The 24,750-nt window shown below is 61.8% G+C and carries 18 protein-coding genes, 1 tRNA gene and 1 other RNA gene; 4 read left to right on the plus strand and 16 right to left on the minus strand.

The features are described from left to right. Nucleotides 1-11 precede the first annotated feature (11 nt). The 8 genes from ACQUSW_RS05025 to ffs form a co-directional block, all read right to left on the minus strand. Nucleotides 12-1,010: a DMT family transporter gene (locus tag ACQUSW_RS05025; protein ID WP_428931144.1), complete on the minus strand. Its 999-nt coding sequence runs from the start codon at nt 1,008-1,010 to the stop codon at nt 12-14. Then, a complete protein-coding gene (gene recR, locus ACQUSW_RS05030) occupies nt 1,007-1,600 on the minus strand; it encodes a recombination mediator RecR (protein WP_428931145.1) in 594 nt (197 codons plus the stop codon). The genes ACQUSW_RS05025 and recR overlap by 4 nt, the downstream gene beginning before the upstream one ends. Continuing rightward, nucleotides 1,600-3,972: a DNA polymerase III subunit gamma and tau gene (locus ACQUSW_RS05035; protein ID WP_428931146.1), complete on the minus strand. Its 2,373-nt coding sequence runs from the start codon at nt 3,970-3,972 to the stop codon at nt 1,600-1,602. The genes recR and ACQUSW_RS05035 overlap by 1 nt, the downstream gene beginning before the upstream one ends. 34 nt (nt 3,973-4,006) lie before the next feature. Next, nucleotides 4,007-6,490: a glycoside hydrolase family 65 protein gene (locus ACQUSW_RS05040; protein WP_428931147.1), complete on the minus strand. Its 2,484-nt coding sequence runs from the start codon at nt 6,488-6,490 to the stop codon at nt 4,007-4,009. A gap of 63 nt (nt 6,491-6,553) precedes the next feature. Beyond that, nucleotides 6,554-7,297 carry an HAD family hydrolase gene (locus tag ACQUSW_RS05045; RefSeq protein WP_428931148.1) on the minus strand — a complete coding sequence of 248 codons (744 nt, stop codon included), beginning with the start codon at nt 7,295-7,297 and terminating at the stop codon, nt 6,554-6,556. Between the two features lie 109 nt (nt 7,298-7,406). Beyond that, complete coding sequence (locus tag ACQUSW_RS05050) at nt 7,407-8,630, minus strand: acetate/propionate family kinase (RefSeq protein WP_428931149.1); 1,224 nt, start codon at nt 8,628-8,630, stop codon at nt 7,407-7,409. Next, nucleotides 8,627-10,741, minus strand: coding sequence for a phosphate acetyltransferase (pta, locus tag ACQUSW_RS05055; RefSeq protein ID WP_428931150.1), 2,115 nt, complete (start codon nt 10,739-10,741; stop codon nt 8,627-8,629). The genes ACQUSW_RS05050 and pta overlap by 4 nt, the downstream gene beginning before the upstream one ends. Before the next feature lie 392 nt (nt 10,742-11,133). Then, nucleotides 11,134-11,230: signal recognition particle sRNA small type (gene ffs, locus ACQUSW_RS05060), an RNA gene on the minus strand. A 655-nt stretch (nt 11,231-11,885) separates the two neighbouring features. Between ffs and ACQUSW_RS05065 the strand changes: the two genes are divergently transcribed. The 3 genes from ACQUSW_RS05065 to ACQUSW_RS05075 are packed head-to-tail and all read left to right on the plus strand — an operon-like array spanning nt 11,886 to nt 16,545. Beyond that, nucleotides 11,886-12,842 carry an AAA family ATPase gene (locus ACQUSW_RS05065; RefSeq protein ID WP_428931292.1) on the plus strand — a complete coding sequence of 319 codons (957 nt, stop codon included), beginning with the start codon at nt 11,886-11,888 and terminating at the stop codon, nt 12,840-12,842. 9 nt (nt 12,843-12,851) lie between these two features. After that, nucleotides 12,852-14,078 carry a DUF58 domain-containing protein gene (locus ACQUSW_RS05070; protein WP_428931151.1) on the plus strand — a complete coding sequence of 409 codons (1,227 nt, stop codon included), beginning with the start codon at nt 12,852-12,854 and terminating at the stop codon, nt 14,076-14,078. Then, nucleotides 14,071-16,545 (plus strand): transglutaminaseTgpA domain-containing protein, encoded by a 2,475-nt coding sequence (locus tag ACQUSW_RS05075; protein ID WP_428931152.1) that lies wholly within the window; start codon nt 14,071-14,073, stop codon nt 16,543-16,545. The genes ACQUSW_RS05070 and ACQUSW_RS05075 overlap by 8 nt, the downstream gene beginning before the upstream one ends. Here the strand turns inward: ACQUSW_RS05075 and trhO are convergent. The 5 genes from trhO to ACQUSW_RS05100 all read right to left on the minus strand — a co-directional run bounded on the left by trhO (nt 16,454) and on the right by ACQUSW_RS05100 (nt 20,660). Next, nucleotides 16,454-17,350 carry an oxygen-dependent tRNA uridine(34) hydroxylase TrhO gene (gene trhO, locus ACQUSW_RS05080; protein ID WP_428931153.1) on the minus strand — a complete coding sequence of 299 codons (897 nt, stop codon included), beginning with the start codon at nt 17,348-17,350 and terminating at the stop codon, nt 16,454-16,456. The genes ACQUSW_RS05075 and trhO overlap by 92 nt on opposite strands. 9 nt (nt 17,351-17,359) lie before the next feature. Continuing rightward, entirely contained in the window at nt 17,360-18,448 is a 1,089-nt protein-coding gene (locus tag ACQUSW_RS05085) for a mechanosensitive ion channel family protein (protein WP_428931154.1), read from the minus strand. Between the two features lie 93 nt (nt 18,449-18,541). Beyond that, nucleotides 18,542-18,631 (minus strand) — tRNA-Ser (locus ACQUSW_RS05090). Between the two features lie 584 nt (nt 18,632-19,215). Continuing rightward, nucleotides 19,216-19,998 (minus strand): GNAT family N-acetyltransferase, encoded by a 783-nt coding sequence (locus ACQUSW_RS05095; protein ID WP_428931155.1) that lies wholly within the window; start codon nt 19,996-19,998, stop codon nt 19,216-19,218. 17 nt (nt 19,999-20,015) lie between these two features. Further along, nucleotides 20,016-20,660 carry a phosphatase PAP2 family protein gene (locus ACQUSW_RS05100; RefSeq protein ID WP_428931156.1) on the minus strand — a complete coding sequence of 215 codons (645 nt, stop codon included), beginning with the start codon at nt 20,658-20,660 and terminating at the stop codon, nt 20,016-20,018. Between the two features lie 149 nt (nt 20,661-20,809). Between ACQUSW_RS05100 and ACQUSW_RS05105 the strand changes: the two genes are divergently transcribed. After that, entirely contained in the window at nt 20,810-21,133 is a 324-nt protein-coding gene (locus ACQUSW_RS05105; protein WP_428931157.1) for a cupin domain-containing protein, read from the plus strand. A gap of 35 nt (nt 21,134-21,168) precedes the next feature. On the opposite strand, the gene ACQUSW_RS05110 is transcribed toward ACQUSW_RS05105, so the two are convergent. The 3 genes from ACQUSW_RS05110 to ACQUSW_RS05120 all read right to left on the minus strand — a co-directional run bounded on the left by ACQUSW_RS05110 (nt 21,169) and on the right by ACQUSW_RS05120 (nt 24,715). Continuing rightward, entirely contained in the window at nt 21,169-22,458 is a 1,290-nt protein-coding gene (locus ACQUSW_RS05110) for a multidrug effflux MFS transporter (protein ID WP_428931293.1), read from the minus strand. A gap of 152 nt (nt 22,459-22,610) precedes the next feature. Then, nucleotides 22,611-23,585: a carbohydrate ABC transporter permease gene (locus tag ACQUSW_RS05115; RefSeq protein ID WP_428931158.1), complete on the minus strand. Its 975-nt coding sequence runs from the start codon at nt 23,583-23,585 to the stop codon at nt 22,611-22,613. Continuing rightward, the gene (locus tag ACQUSW_RS05120; protein WP_428931159.1) at nt 23,582-24,715 is read right to left on the minus strand and encodes a carbohydrate ABC transporter permease; all 1,134 of its coding nucleotides are present in this window, start codon (nt 24,713-24,715) and stop codon (nt 23,582-23,584) included. The genes ACQUSW_RS05115 and ACQUSW_RS05120 overlap by 4 nt, the downstream gene beginning before the upstream one ends. Nucleotides 24,716-24,750: the final 35 nt, after the last annotated feature.

A 24,750-nucleotide genomic window follows, 5' to 3' on the forward strand; every position in this document is an offset into this window, starting at 1 on the left:
TGGGGCGACTGCTAGTGCTTGTCGGTGGTGGTGGTGTCGGTGTCTGTGGCGGTGTCGGCGAGGAGGGCCTCGGCTGTTTCGACGGTGGTGACGGGGCCGGTGGTGAGGTCAGGTTCTGTGCGGCGTAGTTTTCCGCCGGTGGCGGCAAACCAGCATCCGGCAAGCACCAGTGGAAAGCCGAGGATCAGGCCGGGCGTAATGGGCTCGCTGAGGATGACGGCTCCGAGCGCAACAGCAACCACGGGGTTGACGTAGGTGAACAGTGGTGCCCGTACCGGCCCTACTTCACGGATGAGTGCGAAGAACGCCAAGAAGGCCAGCGCCGTGCACACGATGGCGAGCAGCACGAGCGAAACGATGGAGCGGGTTGTGGGCACCTGATGCTGTGTGGCGATGCCGAGGGGCAGGTAAAGGATTCCGACGGTGAGCAGCGCCAGGGTGATGGTGCCGATCGATGGTACATCGGCCAGTTTGTGGGCGATGATGAACGGCGCAATGGCGTAGAGCAGGGCGGTGAGCATGATCTCGCCGATGGCGATGCTGCTGCCCGCTGTGAGTTCAATCAGCCCGGGGCTTGCGACAACGACCGCGACGCCGATGAAGCCGAGCAGCAGCCCGCCCAGTCGGATGGGTGTGAGTGCTGTGCGGTCGCCGCGGAATAGGGCGATGATGACGGCGAAGAGTGGCACGGTTGCTACCAGTAGGCCGGTGAGGCCGGAGGGCATGGTGGTTTCGGCGTGGCTGAGGAGCAGAAAGGGCCCGGCCATTTCTACTGCACCGAAGGCGAGAATCCATGGCCAGTATCGCCAGGCTTGTCGGAGTGCTCCGCTGCGGATGGCGAACGGGAGCAGGATGATTCCGGCGAGGAGTGTGCGGCCGGATGCAACGGCTGCGGGGCTGAAGGTGGCGACAGCCTCTTTGATAAAGAGGTACGTGATGCCCCACACGAGCGACATGACGGCAAACAGCACCCATCCGCGGCGAGTTATGGGGCTGTTGCGCGGTGTCATAGTACGCGTCGGCCTTCGAAGGCGCGCCCGAGTGTGACTTCGTCGGCGTATTCGAGATCGCCCCCGACGGGAAGCCCGGAGGCGAGGCGCGACACGGTGATGTTCATGCTGGTGAGTAGGCGGCTGAGGTAGCTGGCTGTTGCTTCACCTTCGAGGTTGGGGTTGGTGGCAAGAATCACTTCTTGTACGGTGCCGTCGGCGAGCCGTGACATGAGTTGTGCGATGCGGAGGTCGTCGGGGCCGATTCCTGCGATGGGGCTGATGGCGCCGCCGAGCACATGGTAAAGACCGCGGAACTCGCGAGTGCGTTCAATAGCCGAGACGTCTTTGGCGTCTTCGACGACGCAGATGAGTGCGGTGTTGCGGCGCGGGTCGCGGCAGATGCCGCAGAGCTCTTGTTCGGCGACGTTTCCGCAGTTCTCACAAAAACGCACGCGTTCACGCACATGGGTGAGCAGTTCGGCGAGCCGGGTGACGTCAAAGCTGGGGGTCTGCAAAATATGGAAGGTGATGCGCTGCGCCGACTTCGGGCCAATTCCTGGCAGTCGCCCGAATTCGTCGATGAGTTCTTGAACAATTCCGTCGTACATTACGAGAACCTCGCGGGCGGTTCATAGGGCTCTTCGCGCACGAATGTGGCGCCGAGCACCTGGCGAATAACGGCTTCACCGTAGCGCTGCACTCCACCGGCCGATGAGCGGCGGGCAGCCGCAGCAGGGGCCTGTACGGGCGCGGCCTGGGTCGGTACTGCTTGCGCCGGCGCGACAGCACTCGGGGTGCCGGATGCTGCACTATCCGACGCCTGTGCGGGTGCTGCGGGCGGCGTGGCGTAGCGGTCGTCGTCGGGGTACGGCGGTTCGTCGTCGTAGGGTGGCGGTTCGTCGTCCGAGACCTCGCCGTCGGTGGGCGGCTGATACCAGCCCGATGCTGGCATGGCCTCGGCATCGGCAGGTTCGTCGTCGACGGGAAGCGACGCTGGTGCGGAAGCGGGTGCGGGCGAGCGGGTGGCATCCGGCGTGGCGGGTAACGAGTTGTCGGGGGTGCTCGGCGAAGCCGGTTCACTGCTGGGAATAGACGCTACTGCCCAGTCGGTCACGGGTGCAGCAGCCGAGGCGGAGGGCCGAGGCTGTGGAGCACTCTGGACTGTCGGTGCCTGCTGCGCCGGTGTCGACTGTGCAGCATTCGGCGGTGTGGCGTCGCGTGAAGCAGCACTCGGTGAAGCAGCACTCGGTGATCCGGAACTCGGTGGCGTTGTTGGCGGTTGAGTGGATGACTGTTGCGTCGCGACGTTTTCGGTGCGCGCAGGAAGCGGCGCTGGCCGGTATTTGACGCGCACACCCAGTTCGGCTTCGATCGCCTGGCGCAGGTGCTCGGATGGTCCCTCGGCCACCGAGGCCCCACGAAAACGCTCGACATCGCTCGGGCTGTGAAAACCGAGTGTCAAAATAGCCTCGCCGGTGTCGTACGCCAACGGCTCGACACCCGTGGCTACGAGCCATGAGGCGCGACTGATTTGCTCGAGTCGGCCGAGCACACTCTGCCAGGCAGCATGAACGGTATCGATTGTGACGGGGCCGGATGCAGCAGGTTCGGGCTTCGACTCGGCGGCAGACGCGGTTGCGGGCGCGGGCGCAGGTTTCTGTGCAGGTGCAGGTACTGGTTCGGGTACCTGGGCTGGTTCGGGTGCCGACGCTGGTTCGGGTACCTGGGCTGGTTCGGATGCCGACGCTGGTTCAGGTACCGGCGCTGGCGCGGCAGCAGGACTCTGTTGCCGCGATGCCGGAGCAGAAGCGGCTGCCGCAGGCGCAGGGCTGCTGCTCGGTGCTTCGCTGGTCGACGCGGGTTCGGCAGCAAGCACGCGCGCGATCATGAGTTCGAGGTGAAGGCGGGGCGAGGTGGCACCGCTCATGTCGTCGAGGGCGAGGCTCACAATGTCGGCGGTGCGCGAGAGTCGATCACGCCCGAAGAGCTGTGCTTGTGTATGCATGCGTGCGAGTTCGTCTTCGGGCACGCCTCGAAGAACCGACGATGCCCTGTCGCCGACGGCCGCCAGCACAATGAGGTCTCGCAGGCGCTCGAGCAGGTCGTCAACGAAGCGGCGCGGGTCTTGCCCCGTCTGCACGATGCGGTCAATGGCAGGGAAAACAGCCGAGGCGTCGTTGCCGGCGAGCGCTTCAACAATCTCGTCGAGGAGCGACGACGGCGTGTAACCCAGCAGGGCGACAGCGCGGTCGTAGCGCACAGCGATACCACCGTCACCGGCATCCGATTCTTCTGATCCAGCAATGAGCTGGTCGAGCAGCGAGAGAGTGTCTCGTGGCGAACCGCCTCCGGCGCGCACGACGAGCGGCAAAACACCCGTGTCGACCGTGACGTTCTCTTCGGCGCACAGTCGCTCGACATATTCGAGCATGGCTGCGGGCGGCACCAGCCGGAACGGATAGTGGTGCGTGCGCGAACGAATCGTGCCGAGTACTTTTTCTGGCTCGGTCGTGGCAAAAATAAATTTGACGTGTGCCGGGGGTTCTTCAACAAGCTTGAGCAGTGCGTTGAAGCCCTGCGCCGTGACCATGTGTGCCTCGTCAAGAATAAAAATCTTGTAGCGGTCGCGGCTGGGAGCAAAAGTTGCTCGTTCCCGCAGGTCGCGGGCATCATCAACACCGTTGTGGCTGGCGGCGTCGATCTCGACAACGTCGAGCGAACCTCCGCCCGCCCGTGATAGCTCCACACAGCTCGGGCATGTGCCACAGGGTGTATCGGTCGGCCCTTCGGCACAGTTCAAGCAGCGCGCAAGAATACGGGCCGATGTTGTTTTGCCACAGCCACGCGGCCCAGAAAACAGGTATGCATGGCCCACGCGGTCGCCACGTAGAGCGGTCATGAGCGGGTCAGTCACCTGGGACTGACCAATCATTTCGGCGAACGTCTCGGGACGATAGCGGCGATACAGAGCGGTGGTCACTCGACCAGCCTAAAGTGTGCCTCTGACATCGGCATCAGTCTTCGAACGGTCCGACGATCGGAATCGACGATGTTGAGGGAACCGATGCCGACAAAAGCGTGCCATCTTCGCGCCGCGCATCAGCAAAACGCCGCAGCGTTGGTCGACCCGGAAGCACCGGCCCCTGGTTGACCAACGAGACGACCGAGTCGAATCCCGGTTCGACGCGGAAGGCTTCGCCACGAACATAAAAATCTATCGCCTCGCCCTCGTCAATGCGCACGGTCAACGCTTCTCGCGTCACGGTGATTCGCAGCAGTGTGTCTTGCCAGCGCAGCGGATACGACAGCTCGGGCCAGTCTTCGGGCAGGCGCGGGTCAAAGCTCAGATCGCCATAGTGGTCGCGCATCCCGCCAAAGCCACTGACCAGAGCAGTCCACACTCCGGCGGCCGAAGCAACATGCACGCCGTCCGAAGCATTGTGATGCAAATCTGCGAGGTCGACATACAGCGCCTGTTCAAAATACTGCCGTGCCAGATCTTGATAGCCCACCTCGGCCGCGAGTATCGACTGCACAACGGCCGACAGCGTGGAGTCTCCTGTGGTCAGCGGGTCGTAGTACTCAAAGTCGGCCCGTTTTTGCTCGGGAGTGAAGTGGTTGCCCTGCAGGAAGAGCGCCAAGACCACATCAGCCTGTTTGAGCACCTGGAATCGGTAGATGACCAGCGGGTGAAAGTGCAGCAGCAGCGGGCGCTGCTCGGCCGGAGTGTTGTCGAGATCCCACACCTCTTTTTCGAGGAACATGGCATCTTGCGGGTGAATCCCCAGCGCCTCGCTATACGGAATATGCATGGCATCGCCCGCGTGCTCCCACGCCTCGGTTTCGCCCTCTTCGAGCCGCAGCCGCTCCACCATGGCCGCATAAGCGTGAGGATCATGCTCACGAATCTCGTTGACGACGCGCGCGGCCACACGAAGGTTGTACCGTGCCATCACATTGGTAAACAGGTTGTCGTTGACGACCGTGGTGTATTCATCGGGTCCGGTCACACCGTGAATATGGAAGGTGTCCGTGCCGCCGTTCGTGCGCCAGAACCCGAGCGTGGCCCAGAGCCGTGCGGTTTCGACGAGGATGTCGACACCCTCACGCAGCATGAAGTCGAGGTCGCCGGTAGCGCGCACATATTTGCCGACGGCGAAGCTGACATCGGCGTTGATGTGATACTGCGCTGTTCCCGCCGCGTAATAAGCCGAAGCTTCTTCGCCGTTGATGGTGCGCCAGGGAAAAAGTGCCCCGGCCTCGTTCAGCTGCTGCGCACGGCGACGAGCGGCGGGCAGCATCAGTACGCGAGCACGCAGAGCATTGCGGGCCCACTGCGGCGAGGTGTATGTCAAAAATGGCATGACGTACACCTCGGTGTCCCAAAAATAGTGGCCGCCGTAGCCCGAGCCCGAAACTCCCTTGGCAGCTACCCCCAGGCCATCGGCACGCGCCGACGCCTGGGCGATCTGGAACAGGCACCACCGTGTTGCCTGCTGCAGGTCGTCGTGCCCGCCGATCTGAACGTCGGAGCGCTCCCAGAAAGCCGCGAGCCAGCGCTCCTGTGCGTCGAACTGTTCTTGTACGCCCTCCACGCCGATGCGGTCGAGAGTGCGGCGGCAGCGGTCAACAAGTTCGCGCGCCGGCACCCCGCGCGAGGAGTGATAGCTGATGAGCTTGGTGATGCGCGTGGGCACCCCAGCGCGGGCCTGCACGCGAAAAACGTTCTTGGCGATGTCGGCGTCGATCAGCCGCCGCGCCGTGTATTCGTTTTCGGTCTCGACCACGTGGTCGGCCACAACAGCCACCGTCATAGCCGATGCTGCTACGCGGTACGACAGCGCTGAGCGCAGATCTTCTTGCCAGAACTCCACCGGCTCCAGCACTCGGTCAGAGATTTTCTCCGCCTTGCGCGGATCAAACCCGGCCCGCATCATTTCGGGCACACCGCCATAGACGTCTTCGCCATCTTGACGGTTGAGCATCTGGCAACTGACGGTGACTGGTGCGTCGTCGTTTTCTACCGTCACCTCGAGTCGGAGCACCGCAATATGGCGTTCCTCAAACGACACCAGTCGCTCATCGCGAATGCGCACCCTTTTGCCCGAGGGGGTTACCCACAGCAGGTCGCGTTCAAGAACGCCGGTGCGAAAATCGATTTGCCGACGGTACTCGCGTATATCTGCTTCGTCGAACGACAGCGGCTCATCATCAACATAGATGCGCATTACTTTTGCATCCGGAGCATTAACAATTGTTTGCCCTACCTCGGCAAAACCATAAGCCTGTTCTGCGTGGCGAATGGGCCAGGTTTCATGCAGGCCGTTAATAAACGTGCCGTGCTCGTGCGCAATGCGACCCTCAATATGGTTGCCACGCAACCCTAAATAACCATTACCCACGGTAAAGAGGGTTTCGCTGACTCCGGGGTCGACAAGAGGGTAGCGAGTTTCAACAAAACGCCAGGGGTCGACGGGGTAAATATCGCGGTCGATCATTCGTTCTCCGGGCTGTGCTGGGTGGTGTGGTGCAAAAGAATGGTGCAAGAAGAATTTCGGATGCTACGCGAGCGCTGCACCGGGCACGAGGGCGGCAAGGTCGCGAACAACGATCGTGGCTCCGGCGTCGAGCAGTGCCTGTTCTCCGGCACCACGGTCGACTCCGATCACGCATGAGTATCCGGATGCTGCGGCGGAGGCAGCGCCCGAGACGGCGTCTTCGACAGCGGCGGCGCGCGCAGGGTCGACACCGAGGCGTTCGGCCCCTGCGCGAAACATATCGGCGGCGGGTTTCGATGCGAGTCCGTCTTTTTCCGCCACGGCGCCGTCAACGACAACGCGAAAGAAGTGGTCGATTTTGGCGATAGCGAGCACTTCGGGGGCGTTTTTAGAGCTGGAAACAACGCCCATGGGTATTCCCTGTTCGGCGAGATACGTGATGAGCGCCAAAGAACCCGGATACGGTGCTATTCCTTCACCCTGGAGGGCCGCCTCAAATGCCGCATTTTTGCGGTTACCAATTCCGCATACGGTGGCCGCTTCGGGCGGGTCACTGGGCGCACCCCACGGCATTTCAATGTTGCGACTGCGCAGCATATCGGCTACTCCGTCGTAGCGTTTTTTGCCATCAACGTGCGCAAAATAGTCGGCATCCGTATACGCAGGGGTTATACCGAGCTCGGTAAAGACGTCGTCAAAAACACGGTGCCATGCACGCATGTGTATTTCTGCAGTCGGGGTGAGCACCCCGTCGAGGTCGAAGAGAATTCCGTCGAATGTTGTGAGCGCAGGCAGAGCCTCTGGCACGCGAGCCTCCTGAAACTGTGGATGGAAAATGACCGACCGGCTCACCGGTGCTGCTACCAGCGTAGCCGCGACAGCATAAAGAAGTAAGGCGCAGTGTCGGCCGAGACGCCTAGGCCAGTGTGAGGGCCTGCCGAGCGATTTCTTGCTCTTCATCGGTGGGCACAACAAGTACCGCCACCGGCGACTCAGGGCTGCTGATGTGCCGGATGCCGCGACCCGGCGCCGTATTGCGTTCCGCATCGACCGTGATGCCCATAAACTCCAGTGTTGCGAGTGCTTCTGCTCGCACCCGAGCCGCATTTTCGCCGACCCCTGCCGTGAACGAAATCACATCAACCCCACCAAGCTGCGCAATATAGGCACCCGCATAGGCGCGCAGCCGATGCACATACACGGTGAAGGCGAGCGTTGCTGCTTCGTCGCCACGCTCAAGCCCTTCCAGCACGTCGCGCATGTCGCTCACACCTGCCAAACCCAGCAGGCCGCTGCGTTTGTTGACGAGAGTATCGAGGTCGTCAATCGACAGGTGCGCGCGCCGCGCTAAATGTAACAGCGCTGCCGCATCGATATCGCCCGTGCGCGTGCCCATAACAAGGCCCTCGAGCGGCGTGAGGCCCATCGACGTCTCGACCGACTGACCCCCGCGAATCGCGGTGACCGAAGCACCATTTCCCAGGTGAAAAACAATCTGCCGCAGTTCGGCGTTATCGCGGCCAAGAAACTGCGCAGCCTGCTCGCTCACATATTTGTGGCTCGTGCCATGAAAACCGTAACGGCGTACCCGGTGCTCACGGGCCAACTGCGCATCGATCGCGTAGGTGTAGGCGGCCGGTTCCAGTGTCTGATGAAAAGCGGTATCAAAAACAGCAACGTGCACAATATCGGCAAAAGCGTGCCGTGCCGCCTGAATCCCGGCCAGGTTTGCCGGGTTATGCAGCGGTGCCAATACTCCCAGTTCACCAATCTGGCGTTCTACATCGTCGTCAATCAGCGTCGGCGCAAAGAAACGGGCCCCACCGTGCACAACCCTGTGCCCTACGGCCACGGGGCGATGTTCGTCGAGGTGGGGACCATGCTGAGCAAAATGCTCAAGCATGACAGCAAACGCTTCATGGTGGTCGGCGATGCGTCGCTCGGTGGTAAATTTTTGAGGATCCGACGAGGGTGTGGCATCCGGATGCTTATTATCACCCGCAACCTCGTGCGTAACGATGCCCTCGTCTTGTCCGATGCGTTCGATCAGTCCGCTCGCACATTCGGTCTGCTGCTGCATATCACGAAGGCTGTATTTGAGCGACGACGAGCCACTGTTAATAACAAGAACAAAGCTCATGCTGAAGCCCCCTGCGCCTGGATAGCGGTAATCGCAACGGTGTTGACGATGTCTTCGACGAGCGCACCCCGCGACAGGTCGTTAATGGGCCTGTTCAGCCCCTGCAAAACCGGACCCATCGCTACTGCACCGGCTGAGCGCTGCACCGCTTTATATGTGTTGTTGCCCGTGTTGAGGTCGGGAAAAATGAACACCGTTGCCCGGCCAGCAACAGCCGAATCGGGCAGTTTTGTTTGGGCGACGGCGGCGTCGGCGGCGGCATCGTATTGAATCGGCCCCTCAACAGGCAGTTGTGGTGCCCGTTCGCGCACAAGTTGTGTGGCCGCGCGCACCTTATCGACGTCTTCGCCCGTGCCTGATTCACCCGTCGAATACGACAGCATCGCCACACGCGGTTCAATACCGAACTGCTCGGCCGTGGCTGCAGACGAAATAGCGATATCGGCCAGTTGTGTGCTGGTCGGGTCGGGAATAACCGCACAGTCGCCGTATACGAGAACCCGGTCGGCGAGCGCCATAAGAAACACGCTCGACACCACGGCGACATCCGGCCGCGTGCGAATAATCTCAAACGCCGGACGGATCGTGTGCGCTGTTGTGTGCACGGCGCCCGACACCATGCCATCGGCAAGGCCCTGATGCACCATCATCGTGCCGAAATACGACACATCAGTCACCGTGTCGCGGGCCTGCTCGATGGTGACACCCTTGTGTGCCCGCAAGCGCGCATATTCTTCGGCAAAAGACGCCACCAGCGGCGAGTTGGTCGGGTCGATGATGGCGGTGTCGGCCAGGTCGATACCCAGTTCTGTTGCCCGACCCCGAATCGTTTTTTCGTTGCCCAAAATGGTGAGCGTGGCAACTTCGCGCGTTACCAGCGTCGCCGCGGCAAGCAAAATACGGTCGTCTTCGCCCTCGGGCAAAACAATATGTTGCCGGTCGGCGCGTGCCCTTTCAATCAGCCCATATTCAAACATGAGCGGCGTTACCACCTCTGATCGCGCCAAGCCCAACTGCGTCGTCAACTCGGTGATATCAACGTGCGTTTGAAACAGGGTGACTGCCGTATCGTACCGGCGCCGCGACTGCGGAGTAAGCCTGCCGCGAGCACCCATCACACGCGCCGCCGTGTCATACGTGCCGTGGTCGGTGGCGATAATCGGTACGGTCGACGCTAAACCATCAAGCAACTGTTCGACCGGTTCGGGCAGCTCAAAAGGCCCGTTAAGAATGATTCCCGCCAGCGAAGGGAATGTTCCGGATGCATCCGCCAACAGTGTCGCTAACAGCACATCCGTGCGGTCGGCGGCGATCACAACAACCGCGCTCTCGTCGAGCCGCGGCAGCACATTCACCATCGACATTCCTGCGATCACAACGCTGAGCGCTTCACGACCCAGAAGTTGCGCGTCGCCCTTCACCAGCGTGCCGTCGACTGCTTCAAGGATTCCTCGCATCGACGGGGCAACCAGCGTGCGGTCTTCGGGAATAGCCCACACGGATGCTGCACTGTGCACGGCCTCATGCACCGCAGCGATCGTTGGCTCAAGGGCATCCGGGTCCGCGCGGTTGACAATAACAGCAAAAAGGTCGGCGCGAGCAGTCTCGAGCTCGCCGAGCGCTAACGCCGCCAAATGGCCGACAGCCGCCGGGGTGCGAGCTGTGGTTGTACCCAAACGTTCCACCTGCTGACGCTGATCGCGACCACTGAGCACCAGCAGCACAGGAATACCCAGATTCGCTGCAATACGCGCGTTATAGGCAAGCTCGGCTGGGCTGGCCACATCGGTGTAATCGCTGCCCACCACCACAACCGCATCGCACTGGGCCTCTACCCGCTTAAACCGGTCAACAATCGTGGCCAAAGCACGATCAGGGTCATCCCGCACATCCTCATACGTGACACCGACGCACTCGTCATAATCAAGATGCACACCATCGTGGGCCAGCAGCAACTCAAGAATAAAATCGCGCTCCTGCGACGACCGCGCAATAGGCCGAAACACCCCCACACGGGGCGAAACCCGCATGAGCGCATCGAGCACTCCCAGTGCAATCGTCGACTTACCGGTATGCCCCTCGGCCGAGGTGATGTAAATGCTCTGCGCCACGCACCCAGCCTAATGTTCTCGCGCAGCGGAGTGGCGCAGTCGGTTGGTGCGCAGCGGGTGGGCGCAGCCGATTCGCGTGCAGCGGGGCTGGCGCAGTCTGTTGGTGTGCAGCGGGTGGGCGCCGCCGGTTCGCGTGCAGCGGGGCTGGCGCAGTCTGTTAGTGTGCAGCGGGTGGGCGCCGCCGGTTCGCGTGCGGCGGGGCTGGCGCAGTCTGTTGGTGTGCAGCGGGCGAGCGCCGCCAGTTCGCGTGCAGCGGGGCTGTCGCAGTCTGTTGGTGTGCAGCGGGTGGGCGCCGCCGGTTCGCGTGCAGCGGGGCTGGCGCAGTCTGTTGGTGTGCAGCGGGTGGGCGCCGCCGGTTCGCGTGCAGCGGGGCTGGCGCAGCATCCGGGGAGAGAAAAGGCCCTCCGTGCACCCGATAGAGCCCGGTTACCCTTGCTGCGTTTCCGCCCTGGGGGAATTGGCCTGGATATCGTCACACGGAGAGCCAGCAACCAGTGTAACCGAAGCGCAACCCCTTCGCGCACGCTCGCCCGCACCACCCGCGCCGTCCCGCGCCACCCCATCGACCGGAAACAGGACAATCGCCGAAAACAGGACAATTCCGCACAAAACATCCTGCATCCGGCAATCTTCCTGTTCCCGGCAACCGTGTTCCCGGCAACCCTATTCCCGGCAACCCCTCCCCCGTACACCTCCCCCACCTAGCCTGCACCCCACCCGGCGCAGCCCCGCACCCACCCCGCGCAGCGCACGCTCGCCCTCGCCACCTGCGCCACCCCGCGCCGTCCCATTGACCGAAAACAGCACAATCGCCGAAAATAGGACAATTCCGCACAAAACATCCTGCATCCGGCAATCTTCCTGTTCCCGGCAACCCTCCCCTGCACACCCCACACCTAGCCCGCACCCCACCCGGCGCAGCCCCGCACACCCCACAACCCACAACCCACCTGGGGATAATTCGCCCCTTCTCGTGTGCGTTCTTCACGGGCACGTTACGATCAAATACAGTCATCGCGGCGTGAGAGGTGTTGCGCCGAGGAAGGTCGAGATGCACGCCACTCCCGCCACTCCCGCCATGTCCGCCGCGTCCACATCTTCGGCGCATTTTTATTCACCGGTGCCGGCGAGTTCTTCTTCGGCCATGTCGGCGCAGCATTTTTCGGCGCTCACCGATGCGATGATGGCGTCGATTCGCACCGTGATTGGTGGGCACGATGAGGCCGTGCGTAGTGCGCTGCTGTGCCTGCTCGCCGAGGGGCATTTGTTGATAGAAGATGTGCCGGGTGTTGGTAAAACGATGCTGGCGCGTGCTGTGGCTGCGACGGTGGATGCCGATGTGCGGCGCATTCAGTTCACGCCCGATCTGTTACCGAGCGATGTCACGGGCGTGTCGGTTTTTTATGCTTCGGAGGGCAGTTTTCGGTTTACGCCGGGGGCTGTTTTTTCGCATGTTGTGATCGCCGATGAGATTAACCGTGCGTCGCCAAAAACTCAGTCGGCGCTGCTAGAAGCAATGGAAGAACACCAGGTCACGGTCGATGGCACCACTTATGCTTTGCCGCGCCCCTTTCTTGTGGTGGCAACACAGAACCCGCTCGAAATGGAGGGCACCTATCCGCTCCCTGAGGCGCAGCGTGACCGTTTTCTTATGCGCATAGCGTTGGGATACCCGGATGCCGCAGCCGAGGCCCGCATGCTTCGCTCCCGCGATCGCGATGACCCCATCAACCATGTTCGCCCCATTGTTTCTACGCAGCAGGTGGTTGCGTTGATTGGTTGGGCTCGCAGTGTGCATGCGAGCGAAGCGATCGAGAACTATACGGTGGCGTTGGCTCGCGCGACACGTGCCGATAATGCTTTGCGTTTGGGTGCGAGTCCTCGCGCTACTTTGCAGCTGTTGCGAGCTGCGAAGGTGGCGGCTGCGATGGATGGCCGCGATTTTGTTGTTCCCGACGATGTGAGCGCGCTTATGCCGCAGGTGTTCGCGCACAGGGTGTTACCGGCCCGCACTCGGCATGCTGATTCTGCCGATACGATCGCTTCAGTTTTGCAGGGTATTGTGGCGCGCACTCCGGTGCCGGGCACGGCCGTTCGCTAGATAATGCGCATGCGTCGCGTTACTTCGCGGGGGTTGGCGGTTGCGCTGACCGGGGTGCTGTGTGTTGGTGGCGGGGCAATGGTGGGTTCGGCAGTGGTTGTTGCATCCGGCATCATGCTGGTGACTGTCGTGGCGCTGGCGGCACTGTGGGTTGTCGTCGCCATGGTGAACGTTGATGTTCGACGCGAGGTTTCGCCGCGCGTATTTACGGTCGGTGACAGTGCTCAGGTGACGCTTGATGTGTGGGCGCAGACGACGGGCGGGCGACAGCGGCGTGTGCGTGCTGCAGCCTGGCATGATCCGGTGTCTGCCCCGCTCGTGGGTGAGGGTCGCGGTGAACTCGGTGTTGCGTCGATCGACTCGTATGGCAGCGAGGTGCCGCAGGGTTACGTGGTTGGTGCCGCACGGCGAGGTCGGGGTACGCTCGGGCCCCTGCGGGTGACGGTCACGGACCCTTTTGGTCTTGTGCAGCGCACACGCACCTGTGGGCAATCAACAAGCGTCACTGTGCTTCCGGCTATTTATACTCTGGATGCCGGGCAGGCAGCAGCATCCGGGGGCGAATCGGCTGTTACTCGTCGGGGCATGCTCATGCAGCATGGTGCCGATAGTCCTATTCCTCGCCCCTATGCACCGGGGGATTCGCTGCGTCGCGTGCATTGGCGGGCCACCGCGCGCCACGGCGAGATGATGGTGCGGCAAGAAGAGCAGCACGATGCAACGCATACGCAGGTGGTGGTTGATGTGGCGTTGCGGCGGTGGCTGGTCGGCCCGACCGCGAAGAATCATGCTGAGCTGATGGACGATGCGGTCACTGCCTGCGCCTCGGTCACTATGCACCTGGCCGATCAGGGGCACCGCGTGGTGGTGCTCGACAGTACCGGGGCACAGTGGGGCACGGTCGCGGGACTAGATGGCCGCCACGATCTTTTAGAAAAACTTGCCGCGGTCGCGCCGCAACAAACCCAGCAGACCCTGGTGCTTGAACGCGGTTCGGCGCTGCTGACGGTGATCATCGCGGGTAATGTCGAGGCTTCGACCATCGACGACTGGGCGCGCGCTCTGGGCTCTTCTGTTGTGCTGTTGGCTCAGCGGTTGACGCCCGCGGTGCATGCACACGCCCGCAGTTACGGCTGGCGCGCGGCGCCGCTCACGCACGACCCGGCTGCAGCGTGGCAGCAGGCCCACAGCGGCGAAGGTTCTGATGAGACCGGTGGGGCGGCCACGCGTGTCTAACTCTGTCATCGATAACGACGCGGTTGCCGAAGCCCTCGCCGCCGAACCCTCAGCCGCCGATTCCGCTTATTCTACCGACCCGCGCCCGGCCCTACCCCGCAGCGCCCACGCCGCGGCAATTGTGCTGCTCGGCATGGTCGTTGCCGTGTGGCCCATTGCCCAGGTCATTATCCCCGGCCCATGGGTGGTCACGGTCGTGGTGACCACGCTGGCCAGCGTCGTGACGGGCATGGTGCTGCGCCGGCTGCTGCGTCGCCGCTCCGAGGTAGCAACAACACTCATTGTGATGGCTGTGCAGGTGTATATCGCCGGGGTCATCACTTTTCGACGACTCTTCCCGGCCGATATCGTCTTTGGTGCCTGGCCCGGCGCTGGCGTGTGGCGCAGGTTTCCCGCTCTTATCGGCGATGCCATGCGTCAGGTGACCGAGGGTGTTGCTCCTCTTGACCCCGCCACGGGCCTCATTTTTGCGTTGACGGCGGGCTGTGCTGGCCTGGTCATTTTGCTCGATGCGCTGGTGGGTGCCGTGCGACTGGTGGTTCCGGCCATCATTATTGTGCTGGCCACCGCCGCTATCCCATCACTGGCGGTCTCGCAATGGCCCGGTGTTCTGTGGCTCATCGCGATGGGGCTCTATGTCGTTATTGCGCTCCGGATGCCGCAGTCCAGCGACTCCCCGGCTCGCGCGGCGTGGGGCGGCAGCGAGCCCGCGCCCACTCCGCGGCCCGGCGCAGCGGTGGCGCTCCTGCTGGGCACGGCCGCGATCGTCGCCAGTCTCATCCTGACTCCTTTTGTGCCGTTGCATCAGCTTTCTGTGCTGGGCGGGGCAGGAGCAATGCACATCAACACGTCACTCGATATGGGCAGTGACCTACGACAGCACGAGCCTGCCGTGGCCCTCACGCTGATGACGACGGCGTCGCGAGCGCCCTATTTGCGTGTGGCCACGCTCTCGCGTTTTGACGGCGATGTGTGGCATCCGGATACCCCTTCTGCTGCGCCCCTTCGCGCCCAGGCTGAGGGTCGCGCCGGTGCAGTACCCGAGGGTGTTGAAGAACTGCACGACACCACCTCGATTCGTATCACTGCGCTGCAGGGCGACCGCATACCCGTACCATCCGGTGCCGTGGCTGCGCGTGGTTTAGATGGCGCGTGGCGTGCCCACCCCGAAAACGACACGGTGACGTCGTCATCGGCCGACGCCGCCGACCAGGTGTACACGATCGACACCGTGATCGGGCAGCCAACGCTCGAACAGCTGCGGCAGTCGCGTGCTTTTCTCGTGCAATCAGCCAAATATCGTTATCTGCCCGAAGATCTGCCTCCCGAACTCTATGAAGCAGCCGCGTCGGTGACCGTCGAAGAAAACACCGATTATGAGCGGCTCGTTGCGCTCCAAGACTGGTTTCGGTCATCGTTTCACTATTCGCTGACGGCCCCCGTCGACGACGATTTCGACGGTACCGGTGTCGAAGCCCTGTCGGCTTTCTTGGAAGCACGCGCCGGATACTGCGTGCACTTTGCCGGCGCTTTTGCTGTCATGGCGCGAACGCTCGACATGCCCAGCCGCATTGTGGTCGGATACCTGCCCGGAGCCGCCACGACACAAAAACAAGACGACAAAACCGTCTACGCTGTCTCAACCGATCAGTTGCACGCGTGGCCCGAAGTATTTTTCGAGGGCATCGGCTGGGTAGCTTTTGAACCCACGGCCACACTCGGCATCCCCGCCACGACAGCCGTCGATGACGACGACAACCTCGTCACCGACCCCGAGCCCACCCCCACCGCCGACACCGACGCCTCTGAGCACGAACTTCAGCCGACTCTCGAACCCGAGGCGCAACCCGAACCCACCCGGGCACCGGCCACCGACACCGACTCCACCGCCACCACCATGCCGTGGCTATGGGTTTCAGGCATTGTGCTGGTTGTGCTGCTGCTTCCGGCCGGTGTGCGCCGGGTGCTGCGCAGCATCCGGATGCATCGTGCAAGCCACCCCGCAACGGCTGCGGGAACTTCGCCCGAGGCTGCTGCGGCCGCAACCTCGGCAGCTGCCGCCGAATGGCAGGCAACCCTGACCGACTATGGTTTTGCCGTGCCGCACCACGAGTCGGTGCGTGCCAGTGCTCAGCGCCTTGTTGCAACACACGGCATGCCTGAAGATTCGGCGCAGGCATTTATCGAAACCTTCGAGCGGGCAACGTTTGCGCGGCCCGGCCAATACACGGTCACTCTCGCCCCGGTTCTGCACCGCGCCATCGCAGAAATACCACCGCTGGCACCCCGGCGCACTCGTGTGGGCGCGCTCATCATGCCGCGGTCAGTCATACGCGCAGTGTTCGCGACGGTCGGCGCTCTGGTGCCTTCGCTGACTACCCTGCTGCGGCGTGCTCTGAGCAGGGCATCTGGTCGCACGACTCACACACCACGAACTGGCGGCGACACGAAGCATCCGGACAATTAGCGGTGCGATTCGTCGACGCGCCGCAATTCTCACACTCGCCAATTACCGCGGCTTTGTCGCTGAAATCAACAGCAAGACGCTGATCGAAAACGTACAACGACCCCTGCCACAGCCCCTCGTCACCATACTTTTCGCCGTAGCGAACAATGCCACCGTCGAGTTGATAGACCTCACCAAACCCGCGTGAACGCATGAGGCTCGACAGCACTTCGCAGCGAATACCACCCGTGCAATAGGTGACGACCGGTTTGTCTTTCAGATGGTCGTATTCGCCCGAGTCGAGCACCTTCACAAAATCGCGGGTGGTCTCAACATCGGGCACAATCGCGTCACGAAAACGACCAATCTGGGCCTCGAGCGCGTTTCTTCCGTCAAAAAACACCACGTCATCGCCACGTTTTTCGACCAGGTCGTGCAACGCTTCCGGCGTAAGCCGGGCCCCGCCACCCACAACACCGTCGTCGTCGACAGCGAGCTCGCCCGGCGCACCAAAAGACACAATTTCGTCGCGAACTTTCACGCTCAACTTCGGAAAATCAACGCTGTAACCGTCATCGTCGACACCAGAGCCTTCACTCCACTTGATGTCGGTATCGGCAAAAGCCGCATACGAACGAAATTTACGCACCCACTTTTTTACCGCAGGCAGATCGCCACCGAGCGTGCCGTTAATGCCATGCTCAGAAATAATGATGCGGCCGCGCAACCTCAGAGCCTCGCACAGGTCACGCTGCCACACACGGATCGCCTCAGGGTCGGCAAGCGGCGTGAACGCATAAAACAACACAATTTTTGGGGTGGCCACCCTCAAATTCTACGTGCTCACACTCTGAACGTTCCGGGCAGGCTCTGCAGCCGAAGTCGGGTCATCGACACGCACGCGAGTGTGCGGAAGAGCTTCCGGATGCTGCTGCTGCAACCACGTCATCATTTTCTCGCGCACCTGGCAACGCAGCACCCACTGGTCGTCAGAGTTCTTTGCCGAGATGACAAACCGCACCGTCACCCAACCGCCCTCGGAACCAATAACCCACACGCTCGACGACCGGCGATCCCACTCAGGCGAAGCATCAATAATTTCGTGGAACTTCGCCCGCACTTCATCCATCGGAACACGCCAGTCAAGATCCATAATGACCGCGCCCATAATCTTGTCGGAATGCCGCGTCCACGTTTCAATCGGCGTGGTCGTGAAATAACTACACGGCAAAACCAGCCGCCGTTCATCCCAAATATAAACAACCACATACGACAAATTAATCTCGCCGATGCGGCCCCACTCCCCCTCGATAACCACAATGTCATCGACCCGAATCGCATCCGTAAACACAATCTGAATGCCCGCGATCAGATTGCCCAAAATCGACTGCGCAGCAAGACCCGCAACCACGCCAACAATGCCGGCAGAAGCAAGAATGCTCGTACCCAGCGCACGCAACTGCGGGAACGTCGACAACGCCCCACCAATAGCAATGACCGCAATCACCACGAGGGTGAGGCGATGAATGACCAGCAGTTGAGTCTGCCTGCGGCGCTGCTCAGCACCCGACAGCAGCTCTTTCTCTTTCGCCATGAGGCGTTCAAAACCAAAAGACACAACGGCCGCCAACAGCCACGACCCGGCAATGATGGTGGCGATCAAAAAAAGCCGCGACACGATCGGCCACAGCCCCATTACTCCCGTCGGAGCAACCGCCGCCCCCAACCACACAGCAATAATCAGGGTAAACACCAGCAAAGACCGGTGCACTCGGCGCCCCAGTTCACCCACCCAACTCACGCGCCTGCTAATAAGCAGACCAATAAGCCGGATGCCGTAAACCACACCCACCCCAATTACCGCAGCGACCGCGATAATGATGGCAGTGGTGATCAAAAACTCAGAGTTCACGCTGACAGCCATCGACCCAGCCTACATGCCGCGCATACTGCCAGATCAAGGCATTACGAGAAGCATCCGGAGCATAAAAACTCCTGGTCAGGTGCACATTTCGCTTGGCGGAGGATGGGGGATTCGAACCCCCGAGGGGTTTCATCCCCAACACGCTTTCCAAGCGTGCGCCATAGGCCACTAGGCGAATCCTCCGGGCGGCCCCGCAGGGCCACAGATCATCCTACCCGAACTGCCGAGAGTGCCAAGCCAGCCGTAACCGCTGCCTTTACCGCGCGCTCTCCTTCGCCCACACCGTTTTTTGCGCGACCGGGCACAACACGCCGCAACACATTGCGTAGACACGGCATGTTGCGACCGGTGGCAAAACGGACCACACCACGACCGGACACAACACGCCGCACACTGTCAAACACCAACGGCATGTTGCGACCGGTGGCGGAAAAGCGAACGCCGGGTGGTGGACAGCGAGTGCCCGATGACGGAAGCTCAAACGCCGGGTGGCGGAAAAGCGAACGCCGGGTGGTGCACAGGAACGGCGGGTGACGAAACGGGCCACACCGTTTTTTGCGCGACCGGGCACAACACGCCGCAACACACCGCATAGACACGGCATGTTGCGACCGGTGGCGGAACGGGCCGCACCGCGACCGGGCACAACATGCCGCACACCGTCAAACACCAACGGCATGTTGCGACCGGTGGCGAAAAGCGAACGCCGGGTGGTGGAGCAGGAGGCGCGAAGGGGCGCGCTCGAGACGAAAAGGCGCGCGGCGGCGTTACAGGCGCAGGCCGTATTTGAGTGATCCGTCGCTGGTGGGGAGTCGGTCGAAGCCGAGGCGCTCGTAGAACACGGCGGCTCCCTTATTTGCCGGGTCCATGCCCAGATGAAGGCCTGCGACTCCTCGGCGTCGCAATTCTGCTGTGAGGGTATCCATCAACTTTCGGCCGAGCCCTTGCCCCTGTGTTTCGGGCAGTAGGTCGATGTGCAGGTGTGCCGGGTACTCTGCGGCGAAGGGTTCTTGGCCGGGCCCGCGGTGTGCGGCCATGGCGATCACGCGCTGTTCACGTTCCGGGTCACTGCCTCGGACACCAGCACCTCCTCCAACACCCGCGCCGGCACCACCAGCGTCCGAGTCATCACCAACACCCGCACCGCCACCAGCATCCGGGCCCGCACCACCAGCGCCCGAGTCATCACCAACATCCGCGCCAGCACGACCAACACCAGCGCCGCCACCATCACCCGCTGCACCACGAGCATCCGGCACACCCTTCGAATAGGCGGGTGCGCGCGTTGGCCACCATTCGTCGCGGAACCAGGTTTCGAAGGCGTCGGTGTTGTCGGTGGCGACGATGTAGCCGATGACGCGTTTGTCGTCGCTTTCGACGACCCAGGCGAGGTCGGGGTGTCGTTCGGCGTAGGGCACGGCCCAGACGTCGCCCCACAGGTGGTCGTGAGAGAAAATTCCGCGGGCGTCGCCGCCGGCGTTCGCGGTGCGCACGCACACGTCGTAGAGCGCTGGACGGTCGGCGGGCTGGTAGGCGCGAATGTGCGACACGGTTACTCCTGGGGGATTTATTGGGGGTCGGCGCGGTGTTTCCAGCCTAGCTTTCGATGATCGCGGCGCACCCAGCCGTTCATGGCTGCGCAGACGATCAGTGTCATGGCGAGGCCCGTTAGCATGCCTCCGAGTGTGTCGCTGGCCCAGTGTGCCGACACGATCGTGCGTGACAGCGCCATCGTGATAACAGCCAGCGCTGCGGCGATGACGACGATAACGCGCGGCCACAGCAGCCACACCACTATCGCCAGGCCCGCGGCATGCGATGTATGCCCGGATGGGAATGAACCAAAGTCAGTCGGTACGAGGGGGCTGTCGGGCCGTGCCCGCGAGAACGCATATTTGAGTATCTGCACGGCCACGCTGCTGCTGGCCAGCGCCACAACGACGGTGACGGCCCACCGCCATCCGTGGGTGATCAGCACAATGAGGGCGGTCAGAAGCGGTATGACGATTGCTCCAATGACACCGCCGCCGACCCAGTTCAGCACGGTCGCGATCGACACCATAAGCGGTGTGCGGTGCTCGACAACAAAATCATGCCAGCCCTGGTCTGCTGCGGCGAACAGCGGTATCGGCAGCCACACCACCCACACTCCCAGCGCCAACGCCAAGACGAGGGCAGCGGCGCCCCACTGCATTAATCGTGATCGTGCCATGTGGTCATTGTGTCGCATGCGCATGCCGGTGAACAGTAGCATCCGGATGCTGCACCCCACACATTCCCCCGTTTTGAGCCGGCCGCCCATGCCGACCGATACGGTGGGCACAGGAGTTGTTTCGAAGAACGGAAGCGGACGGAGTCGATATGTCGCACACTCTTTTGGCCAGTAGCAGCGCCGACTGGCAGGCACAGAACCCGGTTGTTGAAGGCCGTGTCAAACCGTTCCGAGTTTTTGATGCCCCCGGGTTAAAGGTGCGTGCGCTGTCTTTTGATGCCGGTGCGGTGATGAAAGAGCATCGTGCACCGGTGCCGATTATTGTGCAGGTGGCGCAGGGGCGCATTCTGTTCCGGGTCGATGGTGCCGAATATGAGCTGGGTGAGGGCGGTTCGATTCAGGTGGAGGCCGGGGTGCTCCACGAATTGGAAGCTATTGAGCAGTCGCATGCGGTGCTCATGCTCATCGGGTAAAGACCCGTAAAAACCCGACGGCGCGCACGCGCGGTTTAGGGGTTGAGCATTCCGACGGTGCGCGGGCGCACGATGAACCAGAGCGCAAGGGTGCCGATCGTCGAGCACGCCACCATAACGGCCGCCATGGTCGTCGCGGTAATGCCCGCGTCGCGCGCAAGCCACCCGACCAGGGGCGAGATGATCGCGGCGACACCGAAGTTACAGGCTCCCAGAAGCGATGCGGCGGTGCCGGCTGCTTTACCGTGCCGGTCAAGAGCGAGTACCTGCACGCTCGGAAAAGTAAACCCGCACGAGAGCATAAAGAAGAACAGGGGCACAACCGCGCCCCACAGTCCGGTGCCCAGTTGGTCGAGGGTGATGATCATGGTGGCCGCAATAATTTGCAGGCCGGTGGAGAACGCCAGCACCCACTGGGGGCCGAATCGTGCGGCGAGCCGCGACGACACCTGCACTCCGATCACCATGCCGATCGAATTCATGGCAAACAGCAGGCCGTACTGTTGCGGGTCGAGCCCGTGGGTGATTTGAAACAGAAACGGTGACGCCGACAGGTACGAGAACAGGCCCGAGAACGTCATGGCACCAATGATGAGCATGCCCACGTACACGCGGTCAGAGAACACCATGCGGTAGCGCTCGAGCATGGTGGTTGAGCCGCGGTCGTTGCGGCGTTCGCGCGGCAGTGTTTCGGGTACGGCAAAGATGACGGCCATCAGCATGACAAGCCCGTATCCGGCGAGCGCAACAAATATGCCCTGCCACGAGACGACGGTGAGCAGTGCCGAACCGATTATCGGTGCAACAACGGGTGCGACTCCCGAGACAAGTGCGAGGCGCGAGAGCATGATGACCAGGCGCTTGCCGCCAAAGAGGTCGCGCACGATGGCCATGGCAACGACGCCTCCTGCGGCGGCACCAAAACCCATAATGACCCTAGTGACTCCCAGTAGTAGCAGCGTGGGGGCCAGTGCTGCGGCGATGCTGGAGAGCACGTGCAGACTTGTGACGGCGACGAGTGGTACCCGGCGACCGATTTTGTCGCTCAGGGGGCCGACCAAAAGTTGGCCAACGGCGAAGCCGAGCATCGTGCCGGTGAGGGTCAGTTGGATCGCGGCTGAGGTGGTGTGAAAGTCGTCTTCGAGCTGCGGGAACGCGGGCAAGTACAGGTCGATGGTGAATGGCCCGAGTGCGGTGAGCGCGCCGAGCACAATGATGTACAGCACCCTCCTGCCGGTGGATAGCGCGTCTCCCGGATGCAGCGTAATCGGCGCTGTTGCTGGGTTGGAGCCAATCGTGCGAATAGCGCCTGTGCTGCTGGGGATGCGGAGTGAGCCGGTGGCGGGTGTGGGTGCTTCAGGCACGCAGAACCTTCTGACGAAGAGGGGTTGGTGGGCAGGATTGCTGGAGCCATCCTACCCACCGGGTGTGCCGTACTGCGTGGGCTGCTCGTTTGTCCCTTCGTTTGTCCCTTCGTTTATCCCTTCGTTGATCCGGCGAGCAGGCCTCGCACAAAGTAGCGCTGGAGCGCGAAGAATACGATGAGCGGAATGATGATCGATACGAATGCTCCGGCGGTGAGCAGGTGCCATTCGTTTCCTCGGGTTCCGGTGATCTCTGCCAGCAGTTTGGTGATGGGTGCTACTGCGCCGTCGGCGAAGACGAGGGCGACGAGCAGGTCGTTCCATACCCACAAGAACTGGAAGATGGCTACCGCTGCGATGGCGGGCATCGTGAGAGGCAGCACAATACGGAAGAAGATTTGTCCGAGCGATGCGCCGTCGACGCGTGCTGCCTCGATGATGTCGGAGGGGATCTCTGACATGAAGTTGTGCAGCAGGTAGATGGCTAGTGGTAGCGCGAACATGGAGTGCGCGATCCATACTTGGGCGTAGCCGCCCGAGACGCCCAGGGGCAGTGTGACCTGCAGGCCGAAGAGGTTGATTCCTCGTGAGAACGAGCTCAGCAGCGGCACGAGCGCCATCTGTAAGGGAACGATTTGCAGTGCGAACACAAAGATGAACAGGGCGTTGCGGCCTTTAAAGTCGATCCATGCGAAAGCGTAGGCCGCCATGGCTGCGACCATGAGTGGCACACAGGTGGCGGGAATCGTGATGGCAATCGAGTTGATGAACGAGTGCAGCATGGTCAACTGGGTGTTGCCGGCTTGCAGCACGGTGACGTAGTTTTCGCCGGTCACCTCGGGGTTCACAAAGAACTCCCACCAGCCGCTCGACAGAATCTGGTCGCGGGGCCGGAAGGATGAGATGAATAGTCCGAGGGTGGGGATTGTCCATACGGCGGCGATGATGATCGATGCGATGGATGCCCAGGGCCGGGTGAGGCGCTTTTTGGTGCGACCTGCGGCTCCGTTGAGTCCGCCACCGGTGACGACAGCGTGTGTCGTGAGGTTTTCAACGCCCGAGACGGGGCTGGTGCCTGTCGTACTCATCGGATCTCCCGCTGCTGCTGAATCTGGCGAGCGTTGTAAACAACAATCGGCAGAACAAGAATGAAGAGGATGACCGCGAGTGCGGCGCTTCGTCCGTTTTCAAACTTGGTGAACTGGGTATACATCTCGTTGGCGAGCACCGAGGTGCCGTAGTTACCACCGGTCATGGTGCGAACAATGTCGAAGACCTTCAGTGAGGCGATCGAGATGGTCGTGAGCACAACGATGAGGGCTGGTTTGATTCCCGGAACCGTCACAGCCCAGAACCGCTGCCATGCATTGGTGCCGTCAAGTTCGGCGGCTTCGAGCAGTTCTGCGGGTACTCCCTTGATGGCTGCCGAGAGCACCACCATCGCAAAACCGGTTTGTACCCAGATGAGCACGACGATGAGAAACGCTGTGTTCCATGGTGTGTTCAGCAGCCACTGTTGGGGTTGGCCGCCCATCCACACCACCAGCTGGTTGAGCAGACCGATTTGTTTGTATTGTCCGCCGCGATATTCGTAAACGAATTTCCAGATGATGCTGGCGCCCACGAACGAGATTGCCATGGGCATGAACACGAGCACCTTGTAGATTTTTTCGCCGCGTGTGCGGTCAATAAATACGGCGTAGGCAAGACCGACGGCGGTCGATACGGTGGGCACGACCAGCACCCACACGATCGTGTTGAGTACCACTCGGAGCCCGGCGGGCTGGGTAAAGATCCAGCCGTAGTTGGCAAGCCCCACGAATCCTTTGCCCGAGGAGTTCATGAATGACGCCACGATGGTCTGCAGACTGGGTAGCACGAGCCCCACGAGCAGCAGCAGCATGGCGGGGGTGAGAAAAGCGACGAGCTGAATAAGGTAGCCGGTGCCCTGCCGCGCCCGAAAGTCCAGCAAGAAGAACAGCGCACCGACGGCGACGGCAACGCCCATCGCCCAGTAGTAGCTGTTGAACAGCAGCATGACGGTCAGCGGAATCAGTACACACATCGCTAACCGGATGCCGGTATATACGGCACCGCGTCGCGGTGCAATGTCGACAAGTAGCAGGATCAATGTGACGACGGCCGCGAATGCGGCCACCACCACGAGTGCCTGCAGGATCGGATGCATGGTTCCGATCCACTGAAAAAATGCGGTCACAGCGTTCCCTTCACAACAGACTCCGTTGTCGTTGC

Source organism: Microbacterium luticellae, from assembly GCF_050408645.1.
GTDB lineage: Bacteria > Actinomycetota > Actinomycetes > Actinomycetales > Microbacteriaceae > Microbacterium.